The sequence below is a fragment of the Petrotoga mexicana DSM 14811 genome, from assembly GCF_002895565.1.
GTDB classification, from domain to species: domain Bacteria; phylum Thermotogota; class Thermotogae; order Petrotogales; family Petrotogaceae; genus Petrotoga; species Petrotoga mexicana.
Window position 1 is genome coordinate 45,048 of sequence record NZ_AZRN01000006.1, and the last position, 26,235, is coordinate 71,282.

A 26,235-nucleotide genomic window follows, 5' to 3' on the forward strand; every position below is an offset into this window, starting at 1 on the left:
ATTACAACCCCCGATCATCGATTTTAAAAAAACTATGGTTACTAATAAAATAATTCCCAGGTCCTAAGAATTCTATATTACTAAGTGTGATCAAGAAATCGTTAATTTTTGGTAATTCAAGATATTCAATTCTTATGTTATTATAACAAAGTATTTCTTTATTTTGAAAATTTATTTCCCTAATTGACGTATTACAACAAATACTCTTGATAAAATTGAGTTCTTCTTTTTTTATTTTATCTTTCGAAAAAATTACTTTAATGAATTTTGGTTGTGGATAATCGCTAACAAATGTTATTTTATCATAAATATCAAAATAAAAATATCTATTATTTATTTCTATGTAATAAATACTTTTCTCAATTTCTATTTTATCTTTATAAACAAAAAGTTCTTCTTGAGTTTCATCAAAAAAAGGGCTGAGATGGTAAAAACAAATTATTAAAAGTAGAAGGTAAAAAAAGTTTAAAGTTAACTTTTTCCATTGCACTAAATATCGAGCTCTTTCACCTTATTAGCATTAGATTCAATAAACTCTCTTCTAACCGAAGGATCATATCCCATGAGTATTTCTATCATCTCTTCTGCCATTTCTAAATCTTCCATCTTTATTTTCACAAGTTTTCTAGTTTCTCTATCCATAGTGGTTTCTCTCAATTGGTCAGGATTCATTTCTCCTAACCCCTTATATCTTTGTAGCCTCCATTTTTTATCCCCATACTTTTTCTTCAATTCTTCAAGTTCGTCGTCAGAATAAAGATAAAAATGTTGTTTTCCAACTTCAAATCTATACAAAGGTGGTTGAGCAATGTATACATATCCTTCTTCTATTAAAGAACGCATATATTTGTGAAAAAGCGTCAATACTAAAGTTCTAATATGCGCACCATCAACATCTGCATCAGTCATGATAATGATTTTACCATATCTCAATTTGGATAGATTAAACTCGTCTCCTATACCAGTTCCCAATGCTGTGAAAATATTCGAAACCTGTTCATTTTTTAAAAGTTTTAAAAAGTCAGTTTTCTCTGCATTTAGAATTTTTCCTCTTAAAGGTAAAATTGCCTGGTACATCCTGTCTCTAGCTTGTTTTGCATTTCCCCCCGCAGAATCTCCTTCAACTATAAAAAGTTCTGATTCGTTTAAATCCCTCGACGTACAATCTGCCAATTTACCTGGTAAAGTTGTATTTTCGAATATTGTTTTTCTTTTAATGCTATCTCTGGCTCTTTTAGCCGCCAGTCTTTTTTTGTAGGCTAAAAACATTCTTTCAAAAATGTTTTTTGCTTCTTTTATATTTGCATCAAAATATAAAGATAATTTTTCTGTAGTTATTTGATTTACTGCTTCTCTAGCAACTTTAGATCCCAATCTTCCCTTTGTTTGACCTTCGAAAACAGGATTGGGCATTTTTATATGTATTATGGCTAATAATCCTTCTCTCACATCTTCTCCACTAAAATTCTCGTCTTTTTCCTTTAAAACGTTGTACTTTCTTGCATATTCATTTGATAATCTTGTTAGAGCCTGTTTAAATCCAGATTCATGTTCTCCTCCATCGATAGTTCTAATGTTGTTCACAAAAGAAATAACATTGCTTTCTTCAGAATCGGTATATACAAAAGCTATTTCCACTTGAATTTCAGACTCCACTTTACTATATTGATATGATCCATACATATAAACCGGCTCGGAAATAGAATTCATTTTCCGCCGTTTCAAGATGTAATTTATAAATTCATTTAACCCACCTTGAAAATGAAATTCTTGCCTATAATCTCTTTTTCTATCTTCAAAGATAACTTTCAAGTTAGGATTTAAAAAGGCTATTTCTTTCAACCTATTCTCTATTAATCGTGATTCAACTGTGATATCTCCATCATCGAATATTTCTTTATCAGGGAGAAATTTCACAACAGTACCAGTCTTGTCTGTTTCGCCTATAACAATTACATCTGTTTGAGGAACGCCTTTTGCATACTTTTGATAGTATATTTTTCCGTCTCTGTAGACCTTTACCTCCATATATTCGGAAAGAGCGTTAACAACCGATGCTCCTACTCCATGAAGCCCTCCACTAACCTTATAGGCTTTCTTATCGAACTTTCCACCCGCATGAAGCGAAGTCATAACTAACTCCAATGTATTTTTGTTTTCAGTTGGGTGTATATCTACAGGTATACCTCTTCCATTATCCTCAACTTCAATAGAATCATCCTCATTCAAAGTAACTCGGATTGTATCACAAAAGCCATTAACATGCTCATCTATGGCGTTATCAATTATTTCATAAACCATATGGTTTAATCCGGTTTTACCCGTTGATCCAATGTACATTCCAGGTCTTAACCTAACAGGTTCTAGTCCTTTTAAGACTTTTATATCGTTTCCAGAATATGTTTTTTCTACCATTTAAACACCTCCACAAGAGTTCCTCAAGAAACAATTCTAATTCTATTTATCGTTTCATTTTCTAGAATAGAATTTAATGCGTTCAACAATATTTTTTCCCTAAAAAGTATTTCCTGTTTAACATAATTGTTTTCACAGGCTATTTCCACTACCTTCTCTTTTAAGAGATAATTTTTAACTGTTACATGTTTTGATAAATTCTCAGGCATATACTTAGGTAATTCTTCTCTTAATTTTTTTATTATATATATTTTTTTGTAGACCAAATTTTTTTTAGAAAGTTGTTTTAAAACTCCTTCAAACTTTTCCTCCATTTAGACCATCTTAGTAATATACTGTTTCCCTTAATCTTCTATTTTTTCTGTAATGAAATCTTTCCAATTATCGAGAATAGCTTCCGTTACAACACCAGGCACCGTAAAAGTAAAATCAGGAAAAATTCTTCTAACAGGTACAACACCTCTTGAAGTGTGGGTAAGAAATACTTCCTCAGCAGATAAAAGTTCCCATACTTGAACATTTGCTTTCTCTTCAACTTCTAAAGATAAATCATTTGCTAATTCAAGGACATCTTCTCTGGTTATCCCCGGTAATATTCCTGATGAAATATGAGGTGTCAACAAAACGCCACCACTGACGTAAAAAATATTAGAATAGGTGCCTTCGGTAACATTACCGAACTCATTCAAAACGATGGAATCATAATAATAATCATATTTTTTATGGATGTATTTGATCGATCCATTTAAAGGTGTTTTTACATAATAAGGAATAATAGGAGAAGAAGTTTTTCTTTCTCTAGCTATATTTACTACCACGCCTTCTTCAATTAAATCTACATCCTCTTTTAATTCTTCAACAAAGCAATAAAATGTTTTATATTTAGAAGTGAAAGGAGTTACATATATTTTAAATCTGAATTCTTCATAATTATGAATCTTTTTTGCCTGATTTAAAATTATTTTTATCTTTTCCAGAGGTGGTATTTCAAGTGCCATAAAATCAGCAGATCGTTTCAACCTGTCATAATGCCTTTTTAAATTGTAAGGAATACCTGAATAAGTTCTGAGTACATCATAAATGGAATAACCATTCACGAATCCTTCATCATCTCCACTAACCAAGGGAAATTCTACCCACTCTTTACCATTATAAAACATTCGATACCACCCCTTTATTTTCTTTAGACAAAGAAGATATCATTGTATTAAAAAACTGACCTTTTTCAATTTTTTTCTCATGAAATTGAACATTATGGGGAATATAATATTCATCGTATCCAAAAAAAACATCTTTTAAGCGATTTTCTGTCAATACCTTAACTTTAGACCCTATGATACCATTAAGGTAATTTTCTCTTGAGAGATCGGCAATTTTATTCATTTGTGAAAGTCTGGCCTTTTTCTCATTTCCAGGTATCTGATTTTTCATCTTAGCAGCTACAGTCCCTTCACGTGGTGAATACCTAAAACTATGGACTTTCAAAAGCTTAAGTTCTTCAATTGAATCAAACATGATACCTAAATCTTTCTCATCTTCACCTGGAAAACCAACTATGAGATCACAGGTAATAGAAAATTTTGAGTCGTATTTTCTTAAGTTTTCAATGGCTGTATAAATCATTTTTCTATTATACTTTCTATTCATTGTTTCTAAAATTTTATCGGAAAAATGTTGAATCGAAAGATGTACGTGTCTTTCAAATATTGGATAAGCGTTCAATATGGCAGACAAATTATCGGTTATTATTTCAGGATATAGAGATGTTATTCTTATTCTAATTTCTTTATCAGCAAAACGCTTCCCAATTTGATTTAATAGTTCTTCCAAGGTTTCTGAATTGTCCACTCCATAATATCCCAAATTTGTTCCGGTAAGCACTATTTCTTTATAACCTTTTTCTATGAATTTTTCTATACTTTTAATAACTTCTTCTTTTGGTAAACTGACTATTTTTAATCCTCTCAAAAATCTTATTTTACAGAATGTGCAGGAGTTAATACATCCTTCCTCTATGGGTAAAAAAACCCTTGTTCGGTTATCGTACGGTTCGTTGGGAACTAATATGTCATATTTTTCATTATGGAGCCAAAAATGCTTATCTGAGTATATACCTTCTTCGTACAAAAAACGGTCTATTTGTTTTTTTTCAAAATTACCTAAGACCACATCGGCACCTAATTTATTTAATTCTTCGGGATCAGAAATAGAATAACAACCTGTTGCTATAATCTTTGAATTCCCATTTAATTTTTTTAATCTCCTAATTGTTTGTCTAATCTTCCTTTCAGCCTCTGAAGTAACAGCACAAGTGTTTAAAACGTATATATCACTTTCACCCATTTTTTCTTCAAATACAATATCAAAATGAGGAGATAATTTCTCGGCCATCGCCTGACTTTCGGCTTGGTTCATTTTACATCCAAAAGTAATAAAAGAAACTTTACGCTTCATATTCTATTTCACCGCTCAATGTTCTACTAAGTAAACCTATTCTCCTAATAACCCCTACCAATCTTTCATTATCATCAACGACAGGCAAAACCTTTAACTTATTTTTTATAATTACATCTGCCACATGCAAAACCGTATCATCAAAGTAAACCTTAAATGGCTTTTTTATCATAAAATCAGATACTGGACGATCCAATATTTTTTTCAATCCATTAAAAAATTGATGGCTATCCGGTATAAAAGAAGTAGTTTCCATGAGCTTCAAATACCCCGGAAGTGAGGCATCAATGATACCGCTTTCGCTTAAATACCCTACCAGTCTAAAATCACTTGTAACTATGGGAAGTGCAGATAAATTATGCCTTCGACATACAGTAATAAAACGCTCTACTTTCTCATCTTCCATTAAAGATGTTAGATCTCTCTCCATTATTTCTTTAGCTTTCAAGGTAAACACCTCTTTGTTATTCTAATCTTTCAATGGAAAACCTATTTAAACTTCTTTTTATATCTTCTAAAGTTCCTATCTTTTTTTCTATATAATCCGTTTTGGAAATGGCACTAGCCATACCGAATTTTGCAGCTTCAAAATAATTGAAATTATAATTTATTATGTAGTATAATATTCCCGACATAAATGCATCCCCCGCCCCAAAAAGATGTGACTTCTCAATTTTTTCCTCCGGATTAAAAAGCCACACACCCTCATTAGTTGTTATTACGTCACCGAAAATCTGATAACTCATAACAACTAATCTGGCACCATTTTCTATAATTTTTTTTGAAGCATCAATAAAATCATCAATACTTTCCAGAGTTTTTCCAAAAATTTCTGTTTTTCTTCTAAAGTCTGGTCTTACAACGGTAGGACAATTATTTAAAATAGCTTCTTCAAAACAAGGGCCAAATGATTCCATGTAAGTAGTTTTTCCTCTTTTCTTAGCTTCCAACATCAAATCGGAATAAACACTACTTTTCAAACCTGGAGGAACACTCCCAGACACTACGACATGTTCCACTAATGAAAGAGAATTTTTGTATCTCCTCAAAAAATGATCGTAATCCTCATTGTTAATAAAAGGACCTTTACTGTTTATCAATGTTATTACTTCTTTTAAGGGATCTATTATTTCAATATTTTCTCTACTTTCTTCGTCTGAATAAACAAAATTCATTGTTATATTATCATACGCTGAAAGTTTGCTCTGAATAACGTTACCTATGTATCCCCCCAAAAAACCTGTTACTATCGATTTTATTTGTAAATTAGATAGCATTATTGAAACGTTAATACCTTTACCTCCTGGTTCCATTTTGGAATTTGAAGGATTTTCTATTCTATACATATTCCCTACTTCAAAATTATCAATTATAACTTCTCTATCCAACGAAGGATTTAAAGTGACTGATAAAAAATCGTACTCCATCGATTTCCTCCTAATACCAATATTATTTTATTAGTTATAGAAATTCAAAACTTGCTTTTGACGACCTTCCTTCCCACACATCGTTTCTAGAAAAGGAGTATGTACGATAATTCTCTATTTTATTTAAATAATTTCTTCTTTTCTATATTATATCATAACAAACCTAAGTATAATTAACTGAAAAATTAAAATAACGGGTACAAAAGACCCGTTATTTTAAAAGATAGTATTATAATCAAAGGATTACTATTCAGCTTTTTTGTCCAATGCTAATTTTTCTTCATTTTCTGAGTACCTTCTCATCCTTACTTTGTAGTTATATACTCCTCTTTTTGAAGGATATTTTTCAGCATAGCCTTCTTCGTACCAAAGTTTATCGGCATATTTTTTCCATTCTTCGGCAAGTTGGTCTAATTCAGGCGCTAATTCATTCACAGTCCGCTCACTGCCTGGATGCTGTGGAATAGCGTTGAACTTCTTTACCATTGCCCTGAATACCTTGGGATTATCTATTATGGGACATGGTCTAAACAAATTATTGGAATAGGGGATAGTTCTCTTATAAGCCTCAAAAAATGGTGATTTTAAAATATCTACAATTCGTTTTTCCCTTATATTATCCACGGCAAACTGTTGGAAGACACATGGTTCAGCATAACCTTTGGCGTTTATATGTAAATACTTAGCTCCCGCTGCTAAACAACCGTTAGTTAAGAAACCATGATTCCAGAAATCGGCAACAAATGCAAACTTTCCACCTAACCTTAACTCTTCCAATTTGTAGAATCTTTCGTACCTTTGTTCTGCAGTAGGTACTAAATCCATCGAAGCATCCGCTCCTACGGGCATAAATTGGAAAACCCATGCATAACTCACATTGTTTTCTTTTAAATAATTCCAAAAATCATCACTCATTATAACATCGTGATTCTTTCTTGTTGCGGTGACGGAGGCTCCATATATAACCCCATTTTCACTTAAGAGCTTCCAAGCGTTTTGAATTTTTTCAAAAACACCCTTACCTCTTCTCCAATCGGTGTCAGCTTCATATCCTTCAACTGATATAGCTAATGTAGCGTTACCCAATTCTGCCAACTTTTTAGCGTTTTCTTCATTAATTAAGGTTCCATTCGTATAAATTAAAAAGTAAGAATCACTGAACTCTTCTAGTACATCGAATAGATAAGGATACACAAATGGCTCTCCACCCGTTATAATGAAGAAATAGATACCTAAGTCATTGAATTGTCGAATTACATCAAAAATTTCTTCTTTGGAAAGCATATACTTGTGACCATACATAGCAGCATAACAACCCACACATCTAAGGTTACATGCATATGTTGGAGAAAGTACAGCTAATTTTGGAAGGACGATCCCATATTCATGCATCTTTTCTTGTCTTGTTTTTTCACCAACAGCAAATTCGTTGATGATTAGATTGTTTATTATTTTTTCAACAACTTTGGGATTAGATTTCTTGAACAAATCAGCCCAATTCACCAACATCGGATCATGGTTTTCCGCCCCTGTTGCTAATTTTCTAAGTCCACTTCTCGCAGGTTCTTTAGAGAATTTCGATAATGTCCATAACAATTTCCCAAGTTGATCCACATCAGAATGTCTTACAACGTTGGTTATTAATTTAGAACTTTGTTTAAGTAACATGTTTTTCATTGAGTCCATAACTGCCATACCGGACACCTCCTAATTTTTGTTGTCTTCTGTAAGACTTAAAATCATTTTTTTGAAATTATCCTTTATCTCATCATCAGAGAATTCTACGCCTACGGCTCTATATATAACTAACCCATCAAACATCGCTTGTAACATAAATGCTTTAGTTTTCGAATTAAATAACTTTTCAAATTTGCCGAGGATCTTTCCGTAATTTTCTTTGAATGTTTGAGTTAAAATTTTCATCATACTTTGATCATGTGTAGAATTCATCAAAATTTCAAACAACCGCATTAATTCTTTTGAAGGAAAAGTACTTAAAATTTTTGAATAAAGATTTGCATAAAAATCAGCACTTGCCTCCACACAATCCTGAGAAAGCACGGATTCGTTTTCTTCAAAAAAATTTTGGACTTTTTCTAACAGCGCACTAAAAGCAGAAACAATTAGCGAATTTTTATTTTTGAAATAGTTATATATAGAACCTTTAGACAAATTACACGAAAGAGCAACATCTTCCATCGTTAGATTTGTCAAACCTTTTTCGCTTATTAATTCTAAAGTTTTTTCTGCTATGTATTTTTTGCGTTCTTGTTTATCCAAAACCTTTACCCCTGTGTTAATTTGGATCACCTCTTTTTCCTGACTGACTGGTCAGTCAGTTAGATTATAAACTATTGTGAAAAATAATTCAAATATGATTAAATTTATCCGATTTATTACCGTACGTTTTATAATAAGATATAATACTCTATTTATAATAGATAGACAGCAAATATATTAAACAGAACCAAAATCGTATTTTTTTAATTTAATATTTTCAGAAAAGACATTTTATTTACATATTGTTGCTGAAAATGTTACTCTTTTATGCTCTTTTCAAGTTGTCAGGAGCCTCCCTTTGCTTCGCTACCTATCTTTTTTAAAATCTTTTTTATTTTTAAAGTGTCTTACTAAAAAAATATAGCTCTAAAATCCCAGTTATGTTATAATTTAAATGTAGAAAATATTTTTTATAAATTCTAAGGTGGGAAATGAATGCAAGTATTGATAATCAGGGTTGACGAAATTGGTCTAAAAAATAAGAACAAAATGTTTTTTATGCATAAACTCAAAGACAACATCCAAAGCAAAATTTCGCAGAATTTCATTTTCAAGGTTAACAATAACAGAATATATCTAATTCCTCAACAAAATATGGGAATAACCGTTAAAGATATTGACATTCTAAAAAAGATTTTCGGAATACATTCGTTTTCAATAGCCGAAAAAACTGAATCAAATATAGACTCAATTAAAACTCAAGTCTATAAAGTGGCAAAAAAATCTCTTGAAAACAATAATTATAAAACTTTTAAAATAAGTGTCAATCGAGCCAACAAATCATTCCCTTATAACAGCCAAGAATTCGCTGGTATAATAGGTGAATTTATACTGAATAATTTCCCCCAATTAAAAGTTGATTTAAATCATCCAGAGCTTAATATAGAAATAGATATTAGAAAAGAAGGTACGTTTATATTCAACAATCGTTTAGAAGGACCAAGTGGATTACCTGTAGGCACATCTTCAAAAGGAACCGTTTTGTTATCAGGTGGGATTGATAGTCCAATAGCTACTCTTTTAATGATGCGACGAGGGATGTTACTAAATGCTGTGAACTTTTATAGCCCCCCATTCACCGGTCCTAAATCTTTAAATAAAATTTTGAAAATTGGTTCTATAGTGTCAGAATTTACGTCTTTCCCTTTTTATTTGTACGTGGTACCCTTAACTAAGATTCAACTTCTTTTCAGAGATATAAAAGAAGATAAATATTCGGTTATTCTACAAAGAAGAGCAATGATGAGGATTACCAATAAAATTTCTGATATTACAAACACAAAAGTTCTGGTCAGCGGCGAAAGCTTAGGGCAGGTAGCCTCACAAACAATAGAAAATCTACTAACAATTTCTGACTCCAGTCAAAAAGTTGTGTTAAGACCACTTATAGGTTTCACAAAAAACGAAACCATTAAACTATCTAAAAAATTTGGATTGTATGAAACATCTATTTTACCATACGAAGATTCCTGTAGCGTATTTCTTCCTTCTAAACCCGCTACTAAATCAAATATAAATCACATAAAATCAATTGAGGATTCTCTACCACATTTAAGTGAATTAGAAAAAGAGGTTTTAGATGAAGCTAAAAAATATAAGATTGAAGATAGTAAAGTCTCTGAAATTGATCACTTTGAATCATAGTCTTATTTATATTAAACTAAAAAAAGGGACAAAAAAGGAGGACAGTTGATGAAAAAGGTATTAGAAACAATAAAGGCGATCTTCTTCACAATATGGTTAATTATCGGATTTTTCGGGGTTGTGATTGTATATGGAAGTTATGTGTTGATAAAAGCTAATATCTTGGAAAAACGGAAAGGGATCAAAGCCTCTCAAGAATATATTAGAAAAGTCGTATCTTGGTTTGGAAGAGTCACTTTTAAATTTTTAAATAGCAACATTTCGGTTTTCGGCGAAGAAAATATACCACAAGAAGGTCCTTATGTAATAGTAGCGAATCATCAAAGCATATTCGATATTCCCCTAATTTTAGGTTATATTTATCCCACAGCTTTTATAGCAAAAAAAGAGCTTTCTATGATTCCTATATTGGGAAGTTTTATCAAAAAACTTGGTTCTATCTTAATAGATAGAAGTAATGTAAAAAGTGGGGCTATAGCACTTAAAAAGTTCGCAAAATTATCTCGATCAGGAGAAATTATAACCCTTTTTCCTGAAGGAACAAGGAGTTTAAACGGACAAGTAGGTGAATTTAAAAAGGGAACTCTTTTGATACCTTTTAGGTATAATATAAAAATATTACCTGTCACAATAGATGGAACTATCAAAATGAGCAAAAAAGGAAGCGCCTTTATCAAGCCTTCGAATATTAATCTATTCATACACGAACCAGTTGAGCCAAAACTTTTCGCTAGTGAAGGGGAATTAAGAGAATGTCTTAAAAGCATTATCAGTGAAAAGGTTACAATTGAGCCTCAACTGGCTTTGAAAGAAACAAAAACGTAATTCCAGTTTTTTAAAGGGGGTTTTTAACCATGAAAAAAGTAAGCAATGTTACTATGGGAATAGATAAAGTTTCAAATTCACCAATAGTTTTCTTAAAGGTAGAAGATACAAACGTTGTTGTACCAATATGGATTGGACCATGTGAAGCTGGTGTTTTGGCTTTAATATTGAGGAATGAAGATTTTGAAAGACCTTTAACCCACGATCTCATTGGAAATATCATCGAACAACTTAACGCAAAACCTATTAAGATAGAAATTGACCAATTCAAGCAGGATATTTATTATGCTAAATTAGTCCTGAAAGATAGTGATTCTAAAGATATATATATCGATGCAAGGCCTTCGGATTGTATAATCTTATCGTTAAAAAATAACTTACCTATTTACATAGAAGAAAAAATAGTAACCGAACATGGTATTGAAGCTTCTTTTATAAACACCGAAGAAGAAAGCGAATTCAGACAAGATATTGAAAATTTCGATATAGACGAGCTAAGAAGGAAGTTCGAAAATAAAAATAAAGATGAAGATGAAGATGACGAATAATTTTTTCTAAAAGCACGAGGTGAATTGATGGAATTTCTAAAATTATTAGAGTTTAAAGATTTCTTTGACAAGAAGATAAAGAATTTTTTCGAAAATTTGGAGCTGGGAAATCATTTAAAAAATCCATTGTTTTATTACATAGCAAACGGAGGCAAGAGACTAAGACCATGGATTATATATAACTTTGGGCAGCTAGCCTCCGCAAATAAAAAGAATTTAATGGACATTGCGATAGCTATAGAAATTTTACACTCTTCATCTTTAATACATGATGATCTACCTGCCTTAGACAACGCAAAGTTAAGAAGAGGAGGACTCGCAAACCATTTAAAGTTTGGAGAATATAAAGCCATACTAGCAGGAGATTATGGATTTACTCTTCCACTACAGATTATTTCCAATTTAGATAATATAAACGAAGGAAATAAACTTCTTTTAATGAATTATTTTATAAAGACCATTTTAAAATTGTTTGAAGGAGAAATGGAAGACTTAATCTTTGAAAAAGAAGATAGAGATGTGAGTGAAAAAGAAATTCTTGGAATGTATTCGAAGAAAACAGGTGCAGTTTTTGGCTTTTGTTTTGCATCTCCCTTTTTAATAAACGGAGAAGTACAGCTAGCTAAAGAAATGAATATAATAGGAACTGATTTCGGTGTTTCTTTCCAAATTTTCGATGATATAAAAGATGTCTTTACTACGGAAGAAGATATTGGAAAAGAAACTAATAAAGATGTAAACAAAAAAACTCTTTTAAATTTTTATAACTATAAAGAAACTCAAATAATTGCCGATAATATCTATAGAAGTGTTTTACAAAAATTGGAAGAACTTAACCTAAAAGAACTATCCATAATTTTGAAAGAAGTTCGAAAGACTATAGAAACAAGTTAACAATCTAAAAAGGAGTTGACTGAGTTATAAAATTCAAACCTTTTAACTTTTTAAATAAAATTAGATATATGGAAAAAAAATACAAAATTCTTTTATTTATTATTGTAATTGCTGTTGTGATACTTGTTTTTTCCCTCATTTTTAAAAACATCTTTTGGCCTTCAAATAAGATAACTCCTTCTTCTACAAATATTCAAATAGTTGTACCTGATTTTTCTTTTTCTTCAAAGAAAAACATTGACATTAAAGTCTTAGATAGAAGTTCTTCAGAATATCAAGAATTGATCAATTACAAAAATTTTTATGGGGAGATATATAAAATTACTTTCTCAGATGAAAGTAATGAATCCTCTATTTTACCAATTACTGTAAGATACAGGATTCCAAAAGATAATTACTTTGGAGATAACTTCGTTAATTTCTCCTTAGCTTACATTACACAGGAAGATCCTCCTGTTATCTCTGAATTCAGCGGGGAAAAAATAGTAAAAATAGAGGACGAGTATTACATAGAAGCACAAACATTCCAAATAACTAAAGTAAATTATATAGGTCTAGTCATTGAATCTCCACAAGAATCATCTAGTGGACTCAAGGTTATAAAAGAATCACCCCCAACTCTTGAACCTGATATTATTTTAATTCCTGGAACGGATCTTAACTTCCTTGGAAAGGTAATGAATATACCTGAAAATGGCTATCCACAATCTTTTTGGTCCTCCCTTTTTCCAAATAGAACCATTTGGAGTTACAATTACCCATTGACATCTACAAGAAGCAAAAATTACAATGATTCTTTTGTTAGTTTTGTTGAAAGAACAGGGATTAATAGCTATATAGAATTTGAAGGAAGGCGACTCGCTCAAGAACTTTCTAGATTTCCCAATAAAAAGTTTGATATCATTGCACATGGCATTGGTGGATTAATTGCTCGATATGCTTTAGAGTCCAGTCAAACAATTCAAAATGTGGAAAATTTAGTACTCATTTCTACTCCAAACAAAGGAAGCAATCTCGCAAATCCTCTTTTTTTCAATTTGCTCTTCGGGAAAAACACGGAAATATTATCTCAATACTTTAATGTTGAAGATAGCGCAATATTAAAAATCACCTTGCAAATCAGTTCTTATCTAGATCAAATCAATTCGTACTATGAAGATCTTATTCCTGACTCTGAGTTTCTAAATAAGTTAGACTCTTTTGGTATAAGAAATGACATCAGATATTTATCGGTTATTGGTAATAACCCTGAAATAGAGGAAGACTTATCGAACAAATATATTTCCAGACTGTATCCAGAATTTGTGCAAGGAAAGGGAGATGGAATAGTAAGTGTTGACAGCGCCAACTTAGAAGGTATTGAAAAAACTTATTATTCTAAAAAAAGCTTTTATGAAATTTACAATGATCCTGACGTTTTAAAGGAAATAGTTAATTTTTTAGAAGAATCTGTCCCATCATATTCAGTGGAGCCTTTTAAAGATGATAATTTTGTCGAATACACATACGAAACTGAAGACGGAAACAGCTCTAGCGACCAAAGTAAAAATACCCACCCCAGTATAATTTCGTCTTTTACCCTTCCATCACAGTATAAGGAAAGTTCAATTTTACTAAATCCAGTGAAGCAAGGAGAAATAGATGAAGATACACTGAGCATTATTGCAGTGGGAGAAAATATTTATTTTAAAAGTCCTAATTCTATTTACAACAGCAAACTAGAAAAAATATTTTCAAACAAAATTATGGGAGGATTACTATTTAACAACAAATACTATATATCTACCATTGATGGTATATACATTTTGAATGAAAACGGCAAAATTGATAAAATTAATTCAGAAATACCTTCTAAAGGTACCGAAATTTACTATTTACCAAATATAGGGTTTTTAAGTGTAGAATATGAATCAAACAATTGTAACGTTTATCTCAACGATTCCTTGATAAATCAAGGCAGCAATTTTATATCATTAAAAGTAATAAATGGGGAAATATATGTCATCTTTGAGGATAAAATAACAAAACTACAAAATAAAGATGTCGTAGAATTAATAAATACTTCCACCATTCAAGAAGTTTTAGAAACTCAGTTTGGGGAGATTACTGATTTTGCTTTATATAACAACAATTATTTTATTTTATTTTCAAATTATAAATTAGTTCTTTGGAATAGTTCAAAAAATGGATTACAACTTATAGAAGACGGAAATATAGGAAGATTAAAATTACAAATATTTAATGATAAATTATTTGTTTTCGGAAAAGATTATGTGAGCTACATACTTTTAAAAGAAGTTACTTTTCCTGGTTTTTTCCAAAGATTTGAAAGACACATAATTGATGTCCTTATCGATAAAAACGGCAAAGGATGGATAGTCACCAAAAATAACCGAATTGAAATAATTACATTTTCTTTGTGAGGTGAATCATCGTTAAGAAAGTACTCACTCTGTTGATAATTCTGCTCCAAATAATGTTGATATTTGCTGATAATTACGAAGTTGCCTACGAATACTATATGAATGGCTTAAAGTACTATAGAAATGCCCAATATGATTTGGCTCAAGATTTTTTTGAAGAAGCTTTGCAACTATCACCTAGATTAGAAAGTGAAATACCCGATATAAAATTGTATTTAGGGTTATCTGCATTTCACAACAAAGATTACGCTACAGCTAAAATATATTTGCAGCCATTTAAGGATATTCCTATTGTGGATGAAGCTCTAAGAGTTATTGAATCTTTACCCTCCGAATCAGATGCTTTCGACGCTTCAAATCTAAAAATCAACAATACTCAATCTCCTGAAAAAGAACAGCAAAATTTTAATTTTTTAACCTTTTTTACTATAATGTTAATAATATTTGTTATTTCCTTGGCGGCCTCATTTTTTACCGTTTTTTTGATACGTAAACATGTCTCTTTTGAAAAAAAAGAAAATGAGTTAAATGATTTGAAAATACTAACCAATATAGACAAAGTTGAAACCCAAGAAATCAAATACAAAACAATAGACCAATTTGATGAACCACACATAAAAAAAGTTTGGAAAGTATCATCCCCTTTAAAAAAACTTATAGGGATAACTTCAAATGAAGATGTTTCTCCAAATGAAAATAACGTATCGAAAGGTCCCAAGGAAGGAAAACTAAATGAGATAGAAAACCTTGAAAACAAACTTGATAAAGATATAAACGATATCTTAAAAGAATCAAACCTTGAAGAGATAGAGGAAATTCTAAATGAGTTAGAAGGTAATGGTGAAAAAAATAGCATTCAAGAAGCAGATACTCTTGAAGAGGAAAGTAATGAAAAAAACCAAGAAGAATATTCTCACTTGGAAGATGCTATAAAACCTGATTCTGAGATAAAAAATAACTTTTCTTCGATAATGGAAAAAGAAGAAAAAGAATTATCATTTGAAGATGATCTAGATAATGACTTATTTGATATAATTAAGGAATTAGAAACAAAAAAACTTTCTCAAAATAATTTACAAAAATTCTTTCATAAATTATTTTATGATGTTAACAAGGAAAAAATATAATCAAAATATGAAATATTGATTTTCTTTATAATTATTGGTATAATATATTTGATCAAAAGTAAAGAATGTCAGATGCGGATGTGGCTCAGTTGGTAGAGCTCCAGCTTCCCAAGCTGGGAGTCGCGGGTTCGAGTCCCGTCATCCGCTCCAAAAATGAAAGGGGCTAAATGAAGCTCCTTTTTTGTTTGAATGAGGTGTAAAGATGGCTTTGAAGATTGAAAGTGGCAAATTTAAGAATATTACTATAGAAACAGTTGATGATCGTAGGACAAGATACACGCCAGCTACTTTAAGAAGGGCTTTAATGAGCATTTTTGATTTTTCAGGTGCTAACTTTTTGGAGTTTTTTGCAGGTAGCGGCATAATGAGTTTTGAAGTTTTAAGTAATGGGGCAAAAAGCTCCACAATGGTGGATATTTCGTCTAAAGCGGTGAGCTCGATTTTAAAAAACGCTGAATCTTTAGGGGTACTAAGTAATATAAAAGTTATAAAATCAGATTTTAGAAAATCTATTACAAAACTTTCAGCCGAACAGTTTGATTACATATTTGCTGATCCACCATTTAATAATCATTATGTCCAAGAGTTTTTGAAATTCATAGATTCAAATATATCTTTAATTAGAAAAGGGGGCTATATCATTATTGAAAAACATAAAAATGAAAAAATTGATTATATACCCAAAAATTTGATTAGGGAAGAAGTAAGAGATTACGGTGATATTGAAATTCTAATCTTTTTTAAATCTTAAAAAAAGGGCCTTAATAAGGCCCTAATTTGGAAATGAATTCTTCCGGGGACAGAACACTCCAGGAGGGAGGGTAACCTACAAAAGTGCTCTGTAGAGATATTATACATCATGAAATTTTTTTCTCAAAACCCAATTATAGGCAATTACTTTCAATTAATAGCGATTAAAGCCGTTTAACTCCATTTAAGTCAATAAATCTCAAAAATTGAAAAAATCTCATTATTTGATATTATATTTTTATCAAAGGGAACGTTGGAAAAAAGAGGTACATAATCTAATGTATGTCCAAAAGTGCCCCAATTTACACCTACAGGATCGTTTAATACATCATAAAAACTTCTAACCACAGACGATTGATAACTTACATTTTTTCCTGAATTCTTTGTATAGTAAAATTCTTTTTCTAAATCAAGTTTTAACCCTAATTTTTCTTGAAACTCTTCATAATTCTTAGATTGGTTAAATGTACTTATCATCTTTTCATAAGAAAAAGCACTGGGTTGAAACTTATTAAGAGCTAAAAAACCATCACCTAAACTCAACCCACCCGTTGAATGATCTGCAGTCACTATGATCAAGGTATCTTGAGGATATTGCTTATAAAAATCGATAGCAACCTTCACTGCCTTGTCAAAATCTAATATTTCGTTTATCATTGAATAAGTATCATGTGCATGTGCAGCGTGATCGATTCTTCCCCCTTCTATTAAAATGAAAAAAGGAGAACCATTAAATTTACTCAATGCATAATTTAACGTTTCTTCTAACGTTACTCTGTTTGGATCATCCGTTAAAAAGGGGAAATTCCCATAATATAACATAACAATTTCATCATCAAGAGACGGAATCCTATCAAGTGTTTCTGTGTAAAAATATCCGTACTCTTTTGTGTTGCTATCCTTAAGATAAGCTTTTCCTCCCCCTATGAAAAGATCAAAATTACTTTCTAAAAGATCTTGCGTTATCTTTTGGTAATCTTTTCTATTTTCAACGAAAGCATAAGCACCCGCAGGGGTAGCATCAATGATGGTGTTGGTTGTTATGACACCAATTTTGTACCCTTGTTTTTTTAGTTCATAAGTAATGGGAAGTATTTTTTCATCATCAGGATTAATGTTTATTCTATCGTTGTAGGTTTTTTCTTTAGATAAAATTGCTGTTATGGCTCCTGCTGAATCCGTTACACCATTCATCGAAGAAGTTTCAACCATTCCATAGTAAGGTAATTCTAGGATGTGTAGTTGATCTGTGTATAAATATTGCTTATACATATTAGATAACTGCATGTGTGGAATTCCCATTCCATCAGCTATAAACAAAAAAACATAGTCAAATGAAAAAGAAAGATAAACTAAAAGAGTAATGAGAAAAACCAACAAAATTTTTTTCACTTTTAACACCTTCATTGTTTAATTAATGTTTTCAAATAAATTTTCAAAACTTTTATCATCTAATCTATCAAAATTATTTAAAATATATCTTTCTATATCAAATATTTTTTCTTTGTCAAAATCCAATCTTTCCATGAAGGATATTACACTTTCTCCATAAGGCTCATCATAAAAACCTGTTTTTTTTAGTTCAAGTTCTTCAAAATACTGCTCTGAAGAAACCTCTCTAAGAAACAATAATGAATTGGTTTCTGCTAAGATTTCGTGCCAAGTATCCTTTGGGGAGGTTTTCACCTTGTAACCGAAAAAATAATGAGATAACTCATGAACTAAATCCTTGATAGAATCAACAACGTAAACACTTGGCAAAACTTGAAAAGACCTACTTTGATTCATATAAAGAATATACAAGGGTTCATCGATCTCTGAAACATTTTCCAAAAAATCTTTAGATTCAACAATCCAATTCTCTAACCATTTTTCGTTGTAGAAAACATTATCAAGGTGATAAAGAGTATTTTTGTTTTTTAAATAAACCATTGCCGACGAATCGTTGCTCTGTTTTTGAACTAAAGAATCTCCATTTTGACGTAGCAAAAATCCGTTTTGTACATTTAACAAAATAAACTCCTCAAAAGGTATTTCTTCGTAAAAAAAGATAGTTTTCTCTTTAAAGGTATATTGAATGTCATCATAGAAAATTACCTTTGTTAACCCAGTTGAAAAAATTCTAATATTGTTATCTTCTTCATCAACTAAAGTAACCGGATAAAAGAAAAAAAATAGAAATAAAGCAAAAATGACAAGTAAAGTCTTTTTCTTATTATCGATGCCCATCTTAATTCCTTTCTTCACACTTTAAAAATTATCCAATTCTTATACTAATTATTATGTAGATTACATACAAAGAAAATAGTATGGAACCTAAACCTCTTCCAACTTTTCTATCTTTTTTCATCATCGTACCAAGCAACAAGACCAATGCCAGTAACAGCCCATAAGAAACATCAAAAGTAACCGGTCTATCTGCCTTGGCGCCATTTATCAGTGCTGATATACCCAGTATGGCAGCGACGTTGAATGTATTAGAACCAACTATATTTCCCATCACTATATCATCTGAATGTTTGATCGCTGCAACAATAGCGGTAACTAATTCCGGAAGAGAAGTCCCAATCGCAACTATAGTTACCCCTATCAAAGATTCTGAGATTCCAATATTTTTAGCAAATATAACTGAATTGTTTACCGTCAATTCTCCTCCTATTATCAACATAACCAATCCTAAGGCAGAGAAAGTAATTATTTTAGCCCAAGACTCTTCCTTTTCGACTTTTTTCATTTCGTCGCTTTCGACAAGTTGTTTCCTCATTTGTTGATCATTTTTTGCCATATAATAGAGATAAGCCATAAAAATAAGCAAAAAAGTTATCAGTATCATACCATCGTATCTAGTTAAAACACTATTCCCTTCCATTATCATTGCAAATATAACCACTGAAATAATAACCAAAAAAGGCATTTCTATATTTACTGTAGATTTTTGAACTTTTGTTGGGGAGATTAAAAAAGAGATTCCTAAAATTAATCCAATATTCGCGACGTTGGATCCAAGAACATTTCCTAATCCTACACTAGCCCCTTTTATTGACGAAGAAATTGTAACAACTAATTCAGGCGCACTGGTACCAAATGCCACCACCGTCAAACCTGCAAACAGCTCAGAAACACCTACTTTTCTTGTTAATCCAAGGGCTCCTTCTATTAACCTATCTGCCCCTCTTATTAAGAGAAAAATACCTAAAGCTATTAATAGAATATTTATCAATCAATATTCACTCCTTTTTTCAACGATTTCTCTTTTGTTTCTTAGGTATACAAAAAGCAAAGAACCTAATACTATCAATATTAAGCTTATAACTACTGCAACGCGAAAATCCCCAATGTAGAGACTATCCGTTCTTAACCTTTCAATCGGGATTCGCCCGATAGAATAAAGAATTAAATACAGAGCGGTGACTTCTCCATATGTTTTTCTCTTATTTCTAATAAAATAAAACAATATTAGAAATACTAACAAATTCCAGGCAGATTCATATAAGAATGTTGGATGAAAATATTCATAGGCTTCATACCCTGGCATTCGATCAGGTAAAGAAATGTACATCTTCCATGGAAGATTTGTCGGTGAACCATATGCTTCATGGTTGAAAAAATTGCCCCATCTTCCAATAGCTTGAGCTAACGGTAAAACAAAAGTGAATAAATCTAACCCTTGCAGGAAGGTAAAGGTACATTTTTTTTTCAACTGCGTATACAAAAAAACTACTAAAAAAGCAGCCAGTATCGCTCCATGTATAGCCATTCCTCCATGCCATATCTTAAAAATTTCTGAAGGATTTCGAGAGAAGTATTCAAAATTAAAAAGAACATAATATAATCTTGCTCCTATAATACCAAATATAATTCCCAAAGAAACTGCGGTGAAAAGATCGTCTTCGTTTATTTTTTCTCTTTCAGCTTCTTTCTGAGCAATAAATGTTGCCAACAGTATCGATGAAGCGATTAACAGTCCATACCATCTTATTTCTAATGGACCAACCGTAACTAAAACTGGACTGAAATACCATTCCCCAGAAAAACTCTTTGGTAAAACAACTATACAAATAACTAAAAAAGAGGTTATCGAAACCCACAAAGTGTTTAAAAAGACTTTATCCTTTTTCATATTCATCCTCCTAAAGCCTTCCAAAACTAAAAATCTCTATAGTACATTGACCAAATGTATTGAATCTCCATATCTTGCTTGCAATTCGTGTTTTAAATTAGGATATCTATCGAAACTTTGGATAGAAGATAAAAAAAGTTCTACCGTTTTTCTTGAACTTTCTATAATATTCATATCTTCGACTAAATCTAAAAATTTAAATTCCGGCATCCCATGCTGTTCCACTCCAAAGAATTTGCCTGGTCCCCTCCATTTTAAGTCAATTTCTGCTACTTCAAAACCATCTAACGTCTTAGAAAAGGAGTTCATTTTACTTTTTATCTCATTGTTGGCATCATCATCTATTACTAAAAAGCAATAAGACTGTTTATCACTTCTGCCCACTCTTCCTCTGAGCTGATGCAATTGAGATAATCCAAAACGATCCGGATGTTCTATGACCATTACCGTTGCATCAGGGATATCTATCCCCACTTCTACTACCGATGTCGAAACTAATATATCATATTCTTTTTGAACAAATTTGTCCATAACGTCATTTTTTTCTGAAGATGAAAGCCTCCCATGTAAAAGTCCCACTTTATATTTTTCAAATACTTTATTTAACTCTTCATACATACTTATCGCGTTTTTTAATTCTAAGGCTTCAGATTCTTCTATCAAAGGATACACGAAAAAAACTTGATTCCCCTGATCTAATTCTTCTTTAACGAACTCATACAAACTTTTCCTGTTGGATTCAGCTACAAGTATTGTTTTAATAGGCCTTCTTCCTTTAGGCATTTCATCAATTAAGCTAACATCTAAGTCACCATAAAAAGTCATTGCTAAAGTTCTAGGAATAGGAGTAGCAGTCATAACCAAAATATCAGGATGATTCCCTTTTTTAATGAGTTCCAGTCTTTGATTCACTCCAAATCTATGTTGTTCATCAATAACCACCAACCCTAGTTTTTTAAATTCTACATCTTGTTGAATAATTGCATGGGTACCAACTACAACATTAATTTCTCCTGTCTTTAACTTTTCTTTAATTAATACTTTATCGCTTTCCTTGGTATCTCCCGTTAACAAAGCTACTTTTAAACCTAACGACTCTAAATCTTTTGATAGTCTTTTAAACTGTTGTTTTGATAAAACAGAGGTGGGGTTCATAACCGCCGCTTGATAACCAGATTCACAAACATCTATAATCGCTAGTTCTGAAACAACGGTTTTACCAGAACCAACATCCCCTTGTAAAAGTCTGTTCATAGGATATGGAGAAATTAAATCTTTTCTAATTTCCTCATAACTTCTTTTTTGGGCTTGAGTGAGTTCAAAATTTAAAGTCTTGAGAAATTTTTTTGATAATTCTCCTTTTATCTCCTTCTTCTCACCTTTTTTCACTTCTTTCATCTTTAATTTCAGATAGATCATTGCTAACTCAAATAAAATTGCCTCTTCGTATTTTAAAGAGTACCAAGCCCTTTCTTTATGATAAATGCTTAAAGGAAAATGGATTCCTTTTATTCGCTTTTTCAAATCTAATAAGTTGAACCCTTGAACGAATTCTTCAGGTAAAAATTCCTCTAAAAAATATGTCTGTTGAATAGCTTCTTTTGCTATTTTTCGCATAATTGTTTGGAAGATACCAGACGTCAATGGATAAACTGGCAGAATTTCTCTTTTGAAATCCTCCTCACTTTTGATCACTTGAAAATCTGGAGACTTCATCTGTTTCATACCATATGAATACTCTATCCTCCCATAAAAAGCAGACTTCACACCTCTTTTTAAATAAGATTTAACATAATCCTGGTTGAAAAAAGTAACAATTATGACCCCAGTGTCATCTTCCACTGAAAAGTTGTAAATAGTTAAACCCTTATTTATTTTTACTTCTTCACTTTTCACTACGTTTCCTATTATTACGACTTTTTCATTCTCTTTGGCGTTGAATATTTTAACAACCTTTCTTCTGTCTTCGTAATCCCGAGGTGGATAGTAAAAGAAATCTTTTAATGAATAAATACCTAATTTATTTAAAATTAAGGCCCTTTTCGCTCCTACCTTTTTTATATATTTTATATCGGTGAGTGGCGCCAATTTTTTTTCTGGTTTTACTGAGACTTCATCAACTAAATACCGCTCTTTTAAAATCTTTAAAGAGTCTTTTAAACCTTCTAGACGTTTTTCCTTGCGTTTTTCTGGCAATGTTTCAAGAGGTTTTATATAAGCCAGAATCTTCTTAACATCTTCCAAAAGGCCATTTTCTTTAATTATTTTGAAATTATTTTTTGCGATGCTATAAAAACTTGGGAAGATCTCTTCCCAAGTTATCATTCCCTTTTCTTTCAATTGAACTACATAATCAAAAGAATTTATAACTTCTTCAATCATTGCTCTTGAAAACTCCTATTCTTTGAAAAAATATTTTCCAAAGTTACTCTATAACTTTTTTTATAATGATTTTCTTATCTTTCTTATAAATTTCATATCCATTCAATTCAGCTTCTTCAATTTGGTCATCTTCTATAAAAGGTATAACTTTCATCAAAGAAGAATTTTCAACGTAGAAATCCTTCAGGCTACCTTCAAGTGTGTATCCATAAGAGTTTATTTTCAAATAAGCAGAAAATACAATCAAAAACCAACTCAAAGATATCAACAACAAAAACGTCATTACTTTGATCATTACTTTACCATCCTTCTTGTGAAAAATTCGTAATCACTGAAGAAACTTTCGATTCTATCTTGATATCTAGAATAATTGGGTGATCCTTCTTCTTTTAAACTCTTGTAATAGTTATAAACAGCTTTATAATTGCTAACAATGTTTTCTACTAGTTGATTTTTTAAATTTTCATCTCTCAAAGTTGAATATAACTCAGATAACAATTTTAATGAACTATCTGGTATCCCTCTAGATTTTTGGGCCATGTAATAATCTGCTTCTCCCTCTTTTTGAGTAATGAAAACTATTTTGTTTATTAATTCATCTTGTGGATATATATTTATCAGCCTTACGGTTAACAGCAAATATTCATAATAAACATCTTCCCATTCAGGAAACCTATTCCAACCCCCAGGAAGGATGTATATAGCTTGCTGCTCCCAATGATGAAAATTATTGTAAGCCTCGTCTTGAAGTTTTTCTACTGTCTTTAACTTATCTAGTGGAATGTAATCCTTTAGCTGTTCGTATAGAATTACGATGTTATAATATATTCTGCCTATTAATCTATAGGCATTCTTTTCATTGAATGATAAATATGAATATTCCAACTGATTTATTCCATCGTATAGGGTTTGAATTTTTAAAGTAATTTGTTTGGCGTTGTTGTTTGTATCGGTGGAATAAATCGGTTCTACGGTGTCTCTTAAAATATTATCAGGAAATGGCATTAAATCCATTGCACCTTCGAACTCTTCGATCATAAAATCGTAACCGTCGATTTCTTTTTCAAATATTTTAGGTAAATCTTCATAAGTAAGGGAATTCTGCCGAATGCTAGACGTCAAAAGTTGAGACAGGTAAAATGCCGATTTGCCGAAATTCGGATTCCATTTTAATGATTTCTGGAAATATTCAAAGGCATTCTTATAGCTTTGTTCTGCTCTATTCTCGTATGATAACTGCATATTTTTATAATCTTCTATCTGTGTGTCTATCTGGTTTATACTTTGAGTTATCCTTTGAAAATTCACACTCCCTGGAGTGTAATTCATCAATTGTTTTTGAAGACTGGATTTTTGAGCTTCAAGTTGGCTTATAATATTTGGTATTTGACTTTCAGTAGCGTTAATAAGAGATACCATTGAATTGTATTCACGATTTCCTTTAACGAAAAAAGCTTCTGATGTAACTTCGTTTATTTTGTAATACGACGCCACTATTCCAACCAAAACTAAAGGAATAATCACAACCTGACTATTTTTGATATTAAAGCTTTTCACATGTGAATTGAACTGTTCTGATACAGCACTTGAGAGGATAAATACACTTAATATAAGGTTTGGATGCATGTGAAATGCAAACTCTGTGAATGCATGGATTGCCATGACTGCGGCGCTCCATCCAAATAAGGGGAATAAAAGGCTCTTGTTGTCATCATCTTTTTCAAGTTTTAGAACTTTAAAGTATATCACCATTAAACTTACGAGCATTAACAATATTGAAGAGAAACCTAAAATACCTGTCTCTCCCAACACTTGTAGATAATCGTTGTGAGCTCTTTTGAAGTTATTCCATGCATATAAAAATCTCTCAGGATTTTCCGCTTGTACCTCAGCTAGGTAATGAACTGCATAAACGGGATATGTATTTATTCCACTTCCGATTATAAAATGGTTTTTATGATTCTCATCTGCAAATTGTTTTACAGCGGAGAGCCAGGACAAACTTCTTTCATCCCAAGAAGAAACAGAAGCCATAGCTGCGAAGCGGTCTGCCGCTATCACCTCTCCACCCCTGTTGAATGGCGTTTCAAAATTAAACATAAGGAATAAAAAGGCTAAAACAGATAAAACCAGAATTATCCATATTTTAAACTCTTTACTTTTTACATAATTTTTCAAGGTATCTTTTTTATTGGAAATGAGAAAAGATATTATAGTGAATCCTAATCCAACAAAGGTGGCAAGATAAATAGAACGAGTTTGTGCTAACAAAACAACCCAATACATTATAAAAACATTCGCTAAAGCATATATTCTAATGTAGATACTCGTATTCTTTCTCAAAGTAAAATATATAGAAATTGGTAATAGCTGTGCCAAATAGTCTGAAACAAAATTAGGGTTCCCGATAGTCGTTCTTAAGGCTATTCTTTGAGAAGGGTCTCCATACTTACCAAAGAACAAATCAAAGCCTAAAAACTTGTTCAAAAGCCCATCTATGGCTATAACAGTTCCCGTAACCATAAAAATAAAAAGACCATATTCGATGAATTTAAAATCCTTCCCAAAACGCGTTGTAACTACATACGAAAAAAAAGCAATAAGCACTATGTAGAAGGCTACTCCAGCTGACGTAGGTAGGTAATATTTATTCTCTATGTAAACTGATATCAAAGATAAAAAGGCAGAAATACTGAAAAAAGATAAAAAAATGTGTGGATAAGTGAACTTTATTGAAATAGGTTTAGAAAAGTATTTAAACAAATAATAAATTAAAATAAAAACCATGAATAAAGAAAAAACCAAATGTTTTTGAGTAGAGTACTCATAAACCAAATTGGGTACCATTAAAAAAGGTATTAAAGCAAACAAAACAAGAAAAATCAATATATCAGTAGGAATTTTTGCCTTCTCTTGCAAATAAATTAACCTCCTTTGTGGTTCGCC

The 26,235-nt window shown here is 31.3% G+C and carries 23 protein-coding genes and 1 tRNA gene; 8 read left to right on the plus strand and 16 right to left on the minus strand.

Annotated features, from left to right (window positions below):
- Position 1: 1 nt before the first annotated feature.
- The 9 genes from X927_RS02225 to X927_RS02265 form a co-directional block, all read right to left on the minus strand.
- On the minus strand, positions 2-490 hold the full coding sequence (locus X927_RS02225; protein ID WP_103076481.1) for a hypothetical protein: 489 nt from the start codon (positions 488-490) through the stop codon (positions 2-4).
- The gene (locus X927_RS02230; protein ID WP_103076482.1) at positions 490-2,415 is read right to left on the minus strand and encodes a DNA gyrase/topoisomerase IV subunit B; all 1,926 of its coding nucleotides are present in this window, start codon (positions 2,413-2,415) and stop codon (positions 490-492) included. Before X927_RS02230 ends, X927_RS02225 begins: the two co-directional genes overlap by 1 nt.
- A 23-nt stretch (positions 2,416-2,438) precedes the next feature.
- Positions 2,439-2,729 carry a DciA family protein gene (locus tag X927_RS02235; protein ID WP_103076483.1) on the minus strand — a complete coding sequence of 97 codons (291 nt, stop codon included), beginning with the start codon at positions 2,727-2,729 and terminating at the stop codon, positions 2,439-2,441.
- Between the two features lie 30 nt (positions 2,730-2,759).
- Positions 2,760-3,575 carry an aminotransferase class IV gene (locus X927_RS02240; protein WP_103076484.1) on the minus strand — a complete coding sequence of 272 codons (816 nt, stop codon included), beginning with the start codon at positions 3,573-3,575 and terminating at the stop codon, positions 2,760-2,762.
- The gene (gene mtaB / locus X927_RS02245) at positions 3,565-4,869 is read right to left on the minus strand and encodes a tRNA (N(6)-L-threonylcarbamoyladenosine(37)-C(2))-methylthiotransferase MtaB (protein ID WP_103076485.1); all 1,305 of its coding nucleotides are present in this window, start codon (positions 4,867-4,869) and stop codon (positions 3,565-3,567) included. The genes X927_RS02240 and mtaB overlap by 11 nt, the downstream gene beginning before the upstream one ends.
- Positions 4,859-5,317: a CBS domain-containing protein gene (locus tag X927_RS02250; RefSeq protein WP_103076486.1), complete on the minus strand. Its 459-nt coding sequence runs from the start codon at positions 5,315-5,317 to the stop codon at positions 4,859-4,861. The genes mtaB and X927_RS02250 overlap by 11 nt, the downstream gene beginning before the upstream one ends.
- 16 nt (positions 5,318-5,333) lie before the next feature.
- The gene (locus tag X927_RS02255; protein ID WP_103076487.1) at positions 5,334-6,296 is read right to left on the minus strand and encodes a 1-phosphofructokinase family hexose kinase; all 963 of its coding nucleotides are present in this window, start codon (positions 6,294-6,296) and stop codon (positions 5,334-5,336) included.
- A gap of 246 nt (positions 6,297-6,542) precedes the next feature.
- On the minus strand, positions 6,543-7,991 hold the full coding sequence (locus X927_RS02260) for a radical SAM/SPASM domain-containing protein (RefSeq protein WP_103076488.1): 1,449 nt from the start codon (positions 7,989-7,991) through the stop codon (positions 6,543-6,545).
- Positions 7,992-8,003: 12 nt separating this feature from the next.
- The gene (locus X927_RS02265) at positions 8,004-8,576 is read right to left on the minus strand and encodes a TetR/AcrR family transcriptional regulator (RefSeq protein ID WP_169925096.1); all 573 of its coding nucleotides are present in this window, start codon (positions 8,574-8,576) and stop codon (positions 8,004-8,006) included.
- A 435-nt stretch (positions 8,577-9,011) separates the two neighbouring features.
- Here X927_RS02265 and thiI point away from each other — a divergent pair, with 435 nt between their 5' ends.
- The 8 genes from thiI to X927_RS02305 all read left to right on the plus strand — a co-directional run bounded on the left by thiI (position 9,012) and on the right by X927_RS02305 (position 16,788).
- On the plus strand, positions 9,012-10,220 hold the full coding sequence (thiI, locus tag X927_RS02270) for a tRNA uracil 4-sulfurtransferase ThiI (RefSeq protein WP_103076490.1): 1,209 nt from the start codon (positions 9,012-9,014) through the stop codon (positions 10,218-10,220).
- A gap of 48 nt (positions 10,221-10,268) precedes the next feature.
- Positions 10,269-11,045 (plus strand): lysophospholipid acyltransferase family protein, encoded by a 777-nt coding sequence (locus X927_RS02275; protein ID WP_103076491.1) that lies wholly within the window; start codon positions 10,269-10,271, stop codon positions 11,043-11,045.
- A 29-nt stretch (positions 11,046-11,074) separates the two neighbouring features.
- Positions 11,075-11,593, plus strand: a complete 519-nt coding sequence (locus X927_RS02280) for a bifunctional nuclease family protein (RefSeq protein WP_103076492.1) — start codon at positions 11,075-11,077, stop codon at positions 11,591-11,593.
- Between the two features lie 27 nt (positions 11,594-11,620).
- Complete coding sequence (locus X927_RS02285) at positions 11,621-12,487, plus strand: polyprenyl synthetase family protein (protein ID WP_103076493.1); 867 nt, start codon at positions 11,621-11,623, stop codon at positions 12,485-12,487.
- A 68-nt stretch (positions 12,488-12,555) separates the two neighbouring features.
- Positions 12,556-14,910 (plus strand): esterase/lipase family protein, encoded by a 2,355-nt coding sequence (locus tag X927_RS02290; RefSeq protein ID WP_103076494.1) that lies wholly within the window; start codon positions 12,556-12,558, stop codon positions 14,908-14,910.
- Between the two features lie 32 nt (positions 14,911-14,942).
- Positions 14,943-16,037: a tetratricopeptide repeat protein gene (locus tag X927_RS02295; RefSeq protein WP_146026562.1), complete on the plus strand. Its 1,095-nt coding sequence runs from the start codon at positions 14,943-14,945 to the stop codon at positions 16,035-16,037.
- A gap of 74 nt (positions 16,038-16,111) precedes the next feature.
- Positions 16,112-16,187 (plus strand) — tRNA-Gly (locus tag X927_RS02300).
- A gap of 52 nt (positions 16,188-16,239) precedes the next feature.
- Positions 16,240-16,788 carry an RsmD family RNA methyltransferase gene (locus X927_RS02305; RefSeq protein ID WP_103076496.1) on the plus strand — a complete coding sequence of 183 codons (549 nt, stop codon included), beginning with the start codon at positions 16,240-16,242 and terminating at the stop codon, positions 16,786-16,788.
- Positions 16,789-16,976: 188 nt separating this feature from the next.
- Here the strand turns inward: X927_RS02305 and X927_RS02310 are convergent, their stop codons facing one another.
- The 7 genes from X927_RS02310 to X927_RS02340 are packed head-to-tail and all read right to left on the minus strand — an operon-like array spanning position 16,977 to position 26,208.
- Complete coding sequence (locus X927_RS02310; RefSeq protein WP_169925097.1) at positions 16,977-18,179, minus strand: alkaline phosphatase; 1,203 nt, start codon at positions 18,177-18,179, stop codon at positions 16,977-16,979.
- An 18-nt stretch (positions 18,180-18,197) separates the two neighbouring features.
- A complete protein-coding gene (locus X927_RS02315) occupies positions 18,198-19,034 on the minus strand; it encodes a hypothetical protein (RefSeq protein ID WP_146026563.1) in 837 nt (278 codons plus the stop codon).
- A 10-nt stretch (positions 19,035-19,044) separates the two neighbouring features.
- Entirely contained in the window at positions 19,045-20,007 is a 963-nt protein-coding gene (locus X927_RS02320; protein ID WP_103076499.1) for a calcium/sodium antiporter, read from the minus strand.
- The gene (lgt, locus tag X927_RS02325; protein WP_103076500.1) at positions 20,008-20,907 is read right to left on the minus strand and encodes a prolipoprotein diacylglyceryl transferase; all 900 of its coding nucleotides are present in this window, start codon (positions 20,905-20,907) and stop codon (positions 20,008-20,010) included. It lies immediately after the preceding gene.
- 36 nt (positions 20,908-20,943) lie between these two features.
- Complete coding sequence (recG, locus tag X927_RS02330) at positions 20,944-23,289, minus strand: ATP-dependent DNA helicase RecG (RefSeq protein WP_103076501.1); 2,346 nt, start codon at positions 23,287-23,289, stop codon at positions 20,944-20,946.
- Positions 23,290-23,332: 43 nt separating this feature from the next.
- Entirely contained in the window at positions 23,333-23,584 is a 252-nt protein-coding gene (locus tag X927_RS02335; RefSeq protein ID WP_103076502.1) for a hypothetical protein, read from the minus strand.
- Positions 23,584-26,208, minus strand: coding sequence for an O-antigen ligase family protein (locus X927_RS02340; RefSeq protein WP_103076503.1), 2,625 nt, complete (start codon positions 26,206-26,208; stop codon positions 23,584-23,586). The genes X927_RS02335 and X927_RS02340 overlap by 1 nt, the downstream gene beginning before the upstream one ends.
- Between the last annotated feature and the right edge of the window lie 27 nt (positions 26,209-26,235).

Bases quoted from the DNA above. Each gene is read 5' to 3' on its own strand.
- X927_RS02260 (WP_103076488.1), bottom strand. From the start codon at position 7,991: ATGGCAGTTATGGACTCAATGAAAAACATGTTACTTAAACAAAGTTCT.
- lgt (WP_103076500.1), bottom strand. From the start codon at position 20,907: ATGAAAAAGGATAAAGTCTTTTTAAACACTTTGTGGGTTTCGATAACC.
- X927_RS02255 (WP_103076487.1), bottom strand. From the start codon at position 6,296: ATGGAGTACGATTTTTTATCAGTCACTTTAAATCCTTCGTTGGATAGA.
- X927_RS02280 (WP_103076492.1), top strand. From the start codon at position 11,075: ATGAAAAAAGTAAGCAATGTTACTATGGGAATAGATAAAGTTTCAAAT.
- X927_RS02285 (WP_103076493.1), top strand. From the start codon at position 11,621: ATGGAATTTCTAAAATTATTAGAGTTTAAAGATTTCTTTGACAAGAAG.
- X927_RS02235 (WP_103076483.1), bottom strand. From the start codon at position 2,729: ATGGAGGAAAAGTTTGAAGGAGTTTTAAAACAACTTTCTAAAAAAAAT.
- recG (WP_103076501.1), bottom strand. From the start codon at position 23,289: ATGATTGAAGAAGTTATAAATTCTTTTGATTATGTAGTTCAATTGAAA.
- X927_RS02305 (WP_103076496.1), top strand. From the start codon at position 16,240: ATGGCTTTGAAGATTGAAAGTGGCAAATTTAAGAATATTACTATAGAA.
- mtaB (WP_103076485.1), bottom strand. From the start codon at position 4,869: ATGAAGCGTAAAGTTTCTTTTATTACTTTTGGATGTAAAATGAACCAA.
- thiI (WP_103076490.1), top strand. From the start codon at position 9,012: ATGCAAGTATTGATAATCAGGGTTGACGAAATTGGTCTAAAAAATAAG.
- X927_RS02335 (WP_103076502.1), bottom strand. From the start codon at position 23,584: ATGATCAAAGTAATGACGTTTTTGTTGTTGATATCTTTGAGTTGGTTT.
- X927_RS02240 (WP_103076484.1), bottom strand. From the start codon at position 3,575: ATGTTTTATAATGGTAAAGAGTGGGTAGAATTTCCCTTGGTTAGTGGA.
- X927_RS02230 (WP_103076482.1), bottom strand. From the start codon at position 2,415: ATGGTAGAAAAAACATATTCTGGAAACGATATAAAAGTCTTAAAAGGA.
- X927_RS02290 (WP_103076494.1), top strand. From the start codon at position 12,556: ATGGAAAAAAAATACAAAATTCTTTTATTTATTATTGTAATTGCTGTT.
- X927_RS02275 (WP_103076491.1), top strand. From the start codon at position 10,269: ATGAAAAAGGTATTAGAAACAATAAAGGCGATCTTCTTCACAATATGG.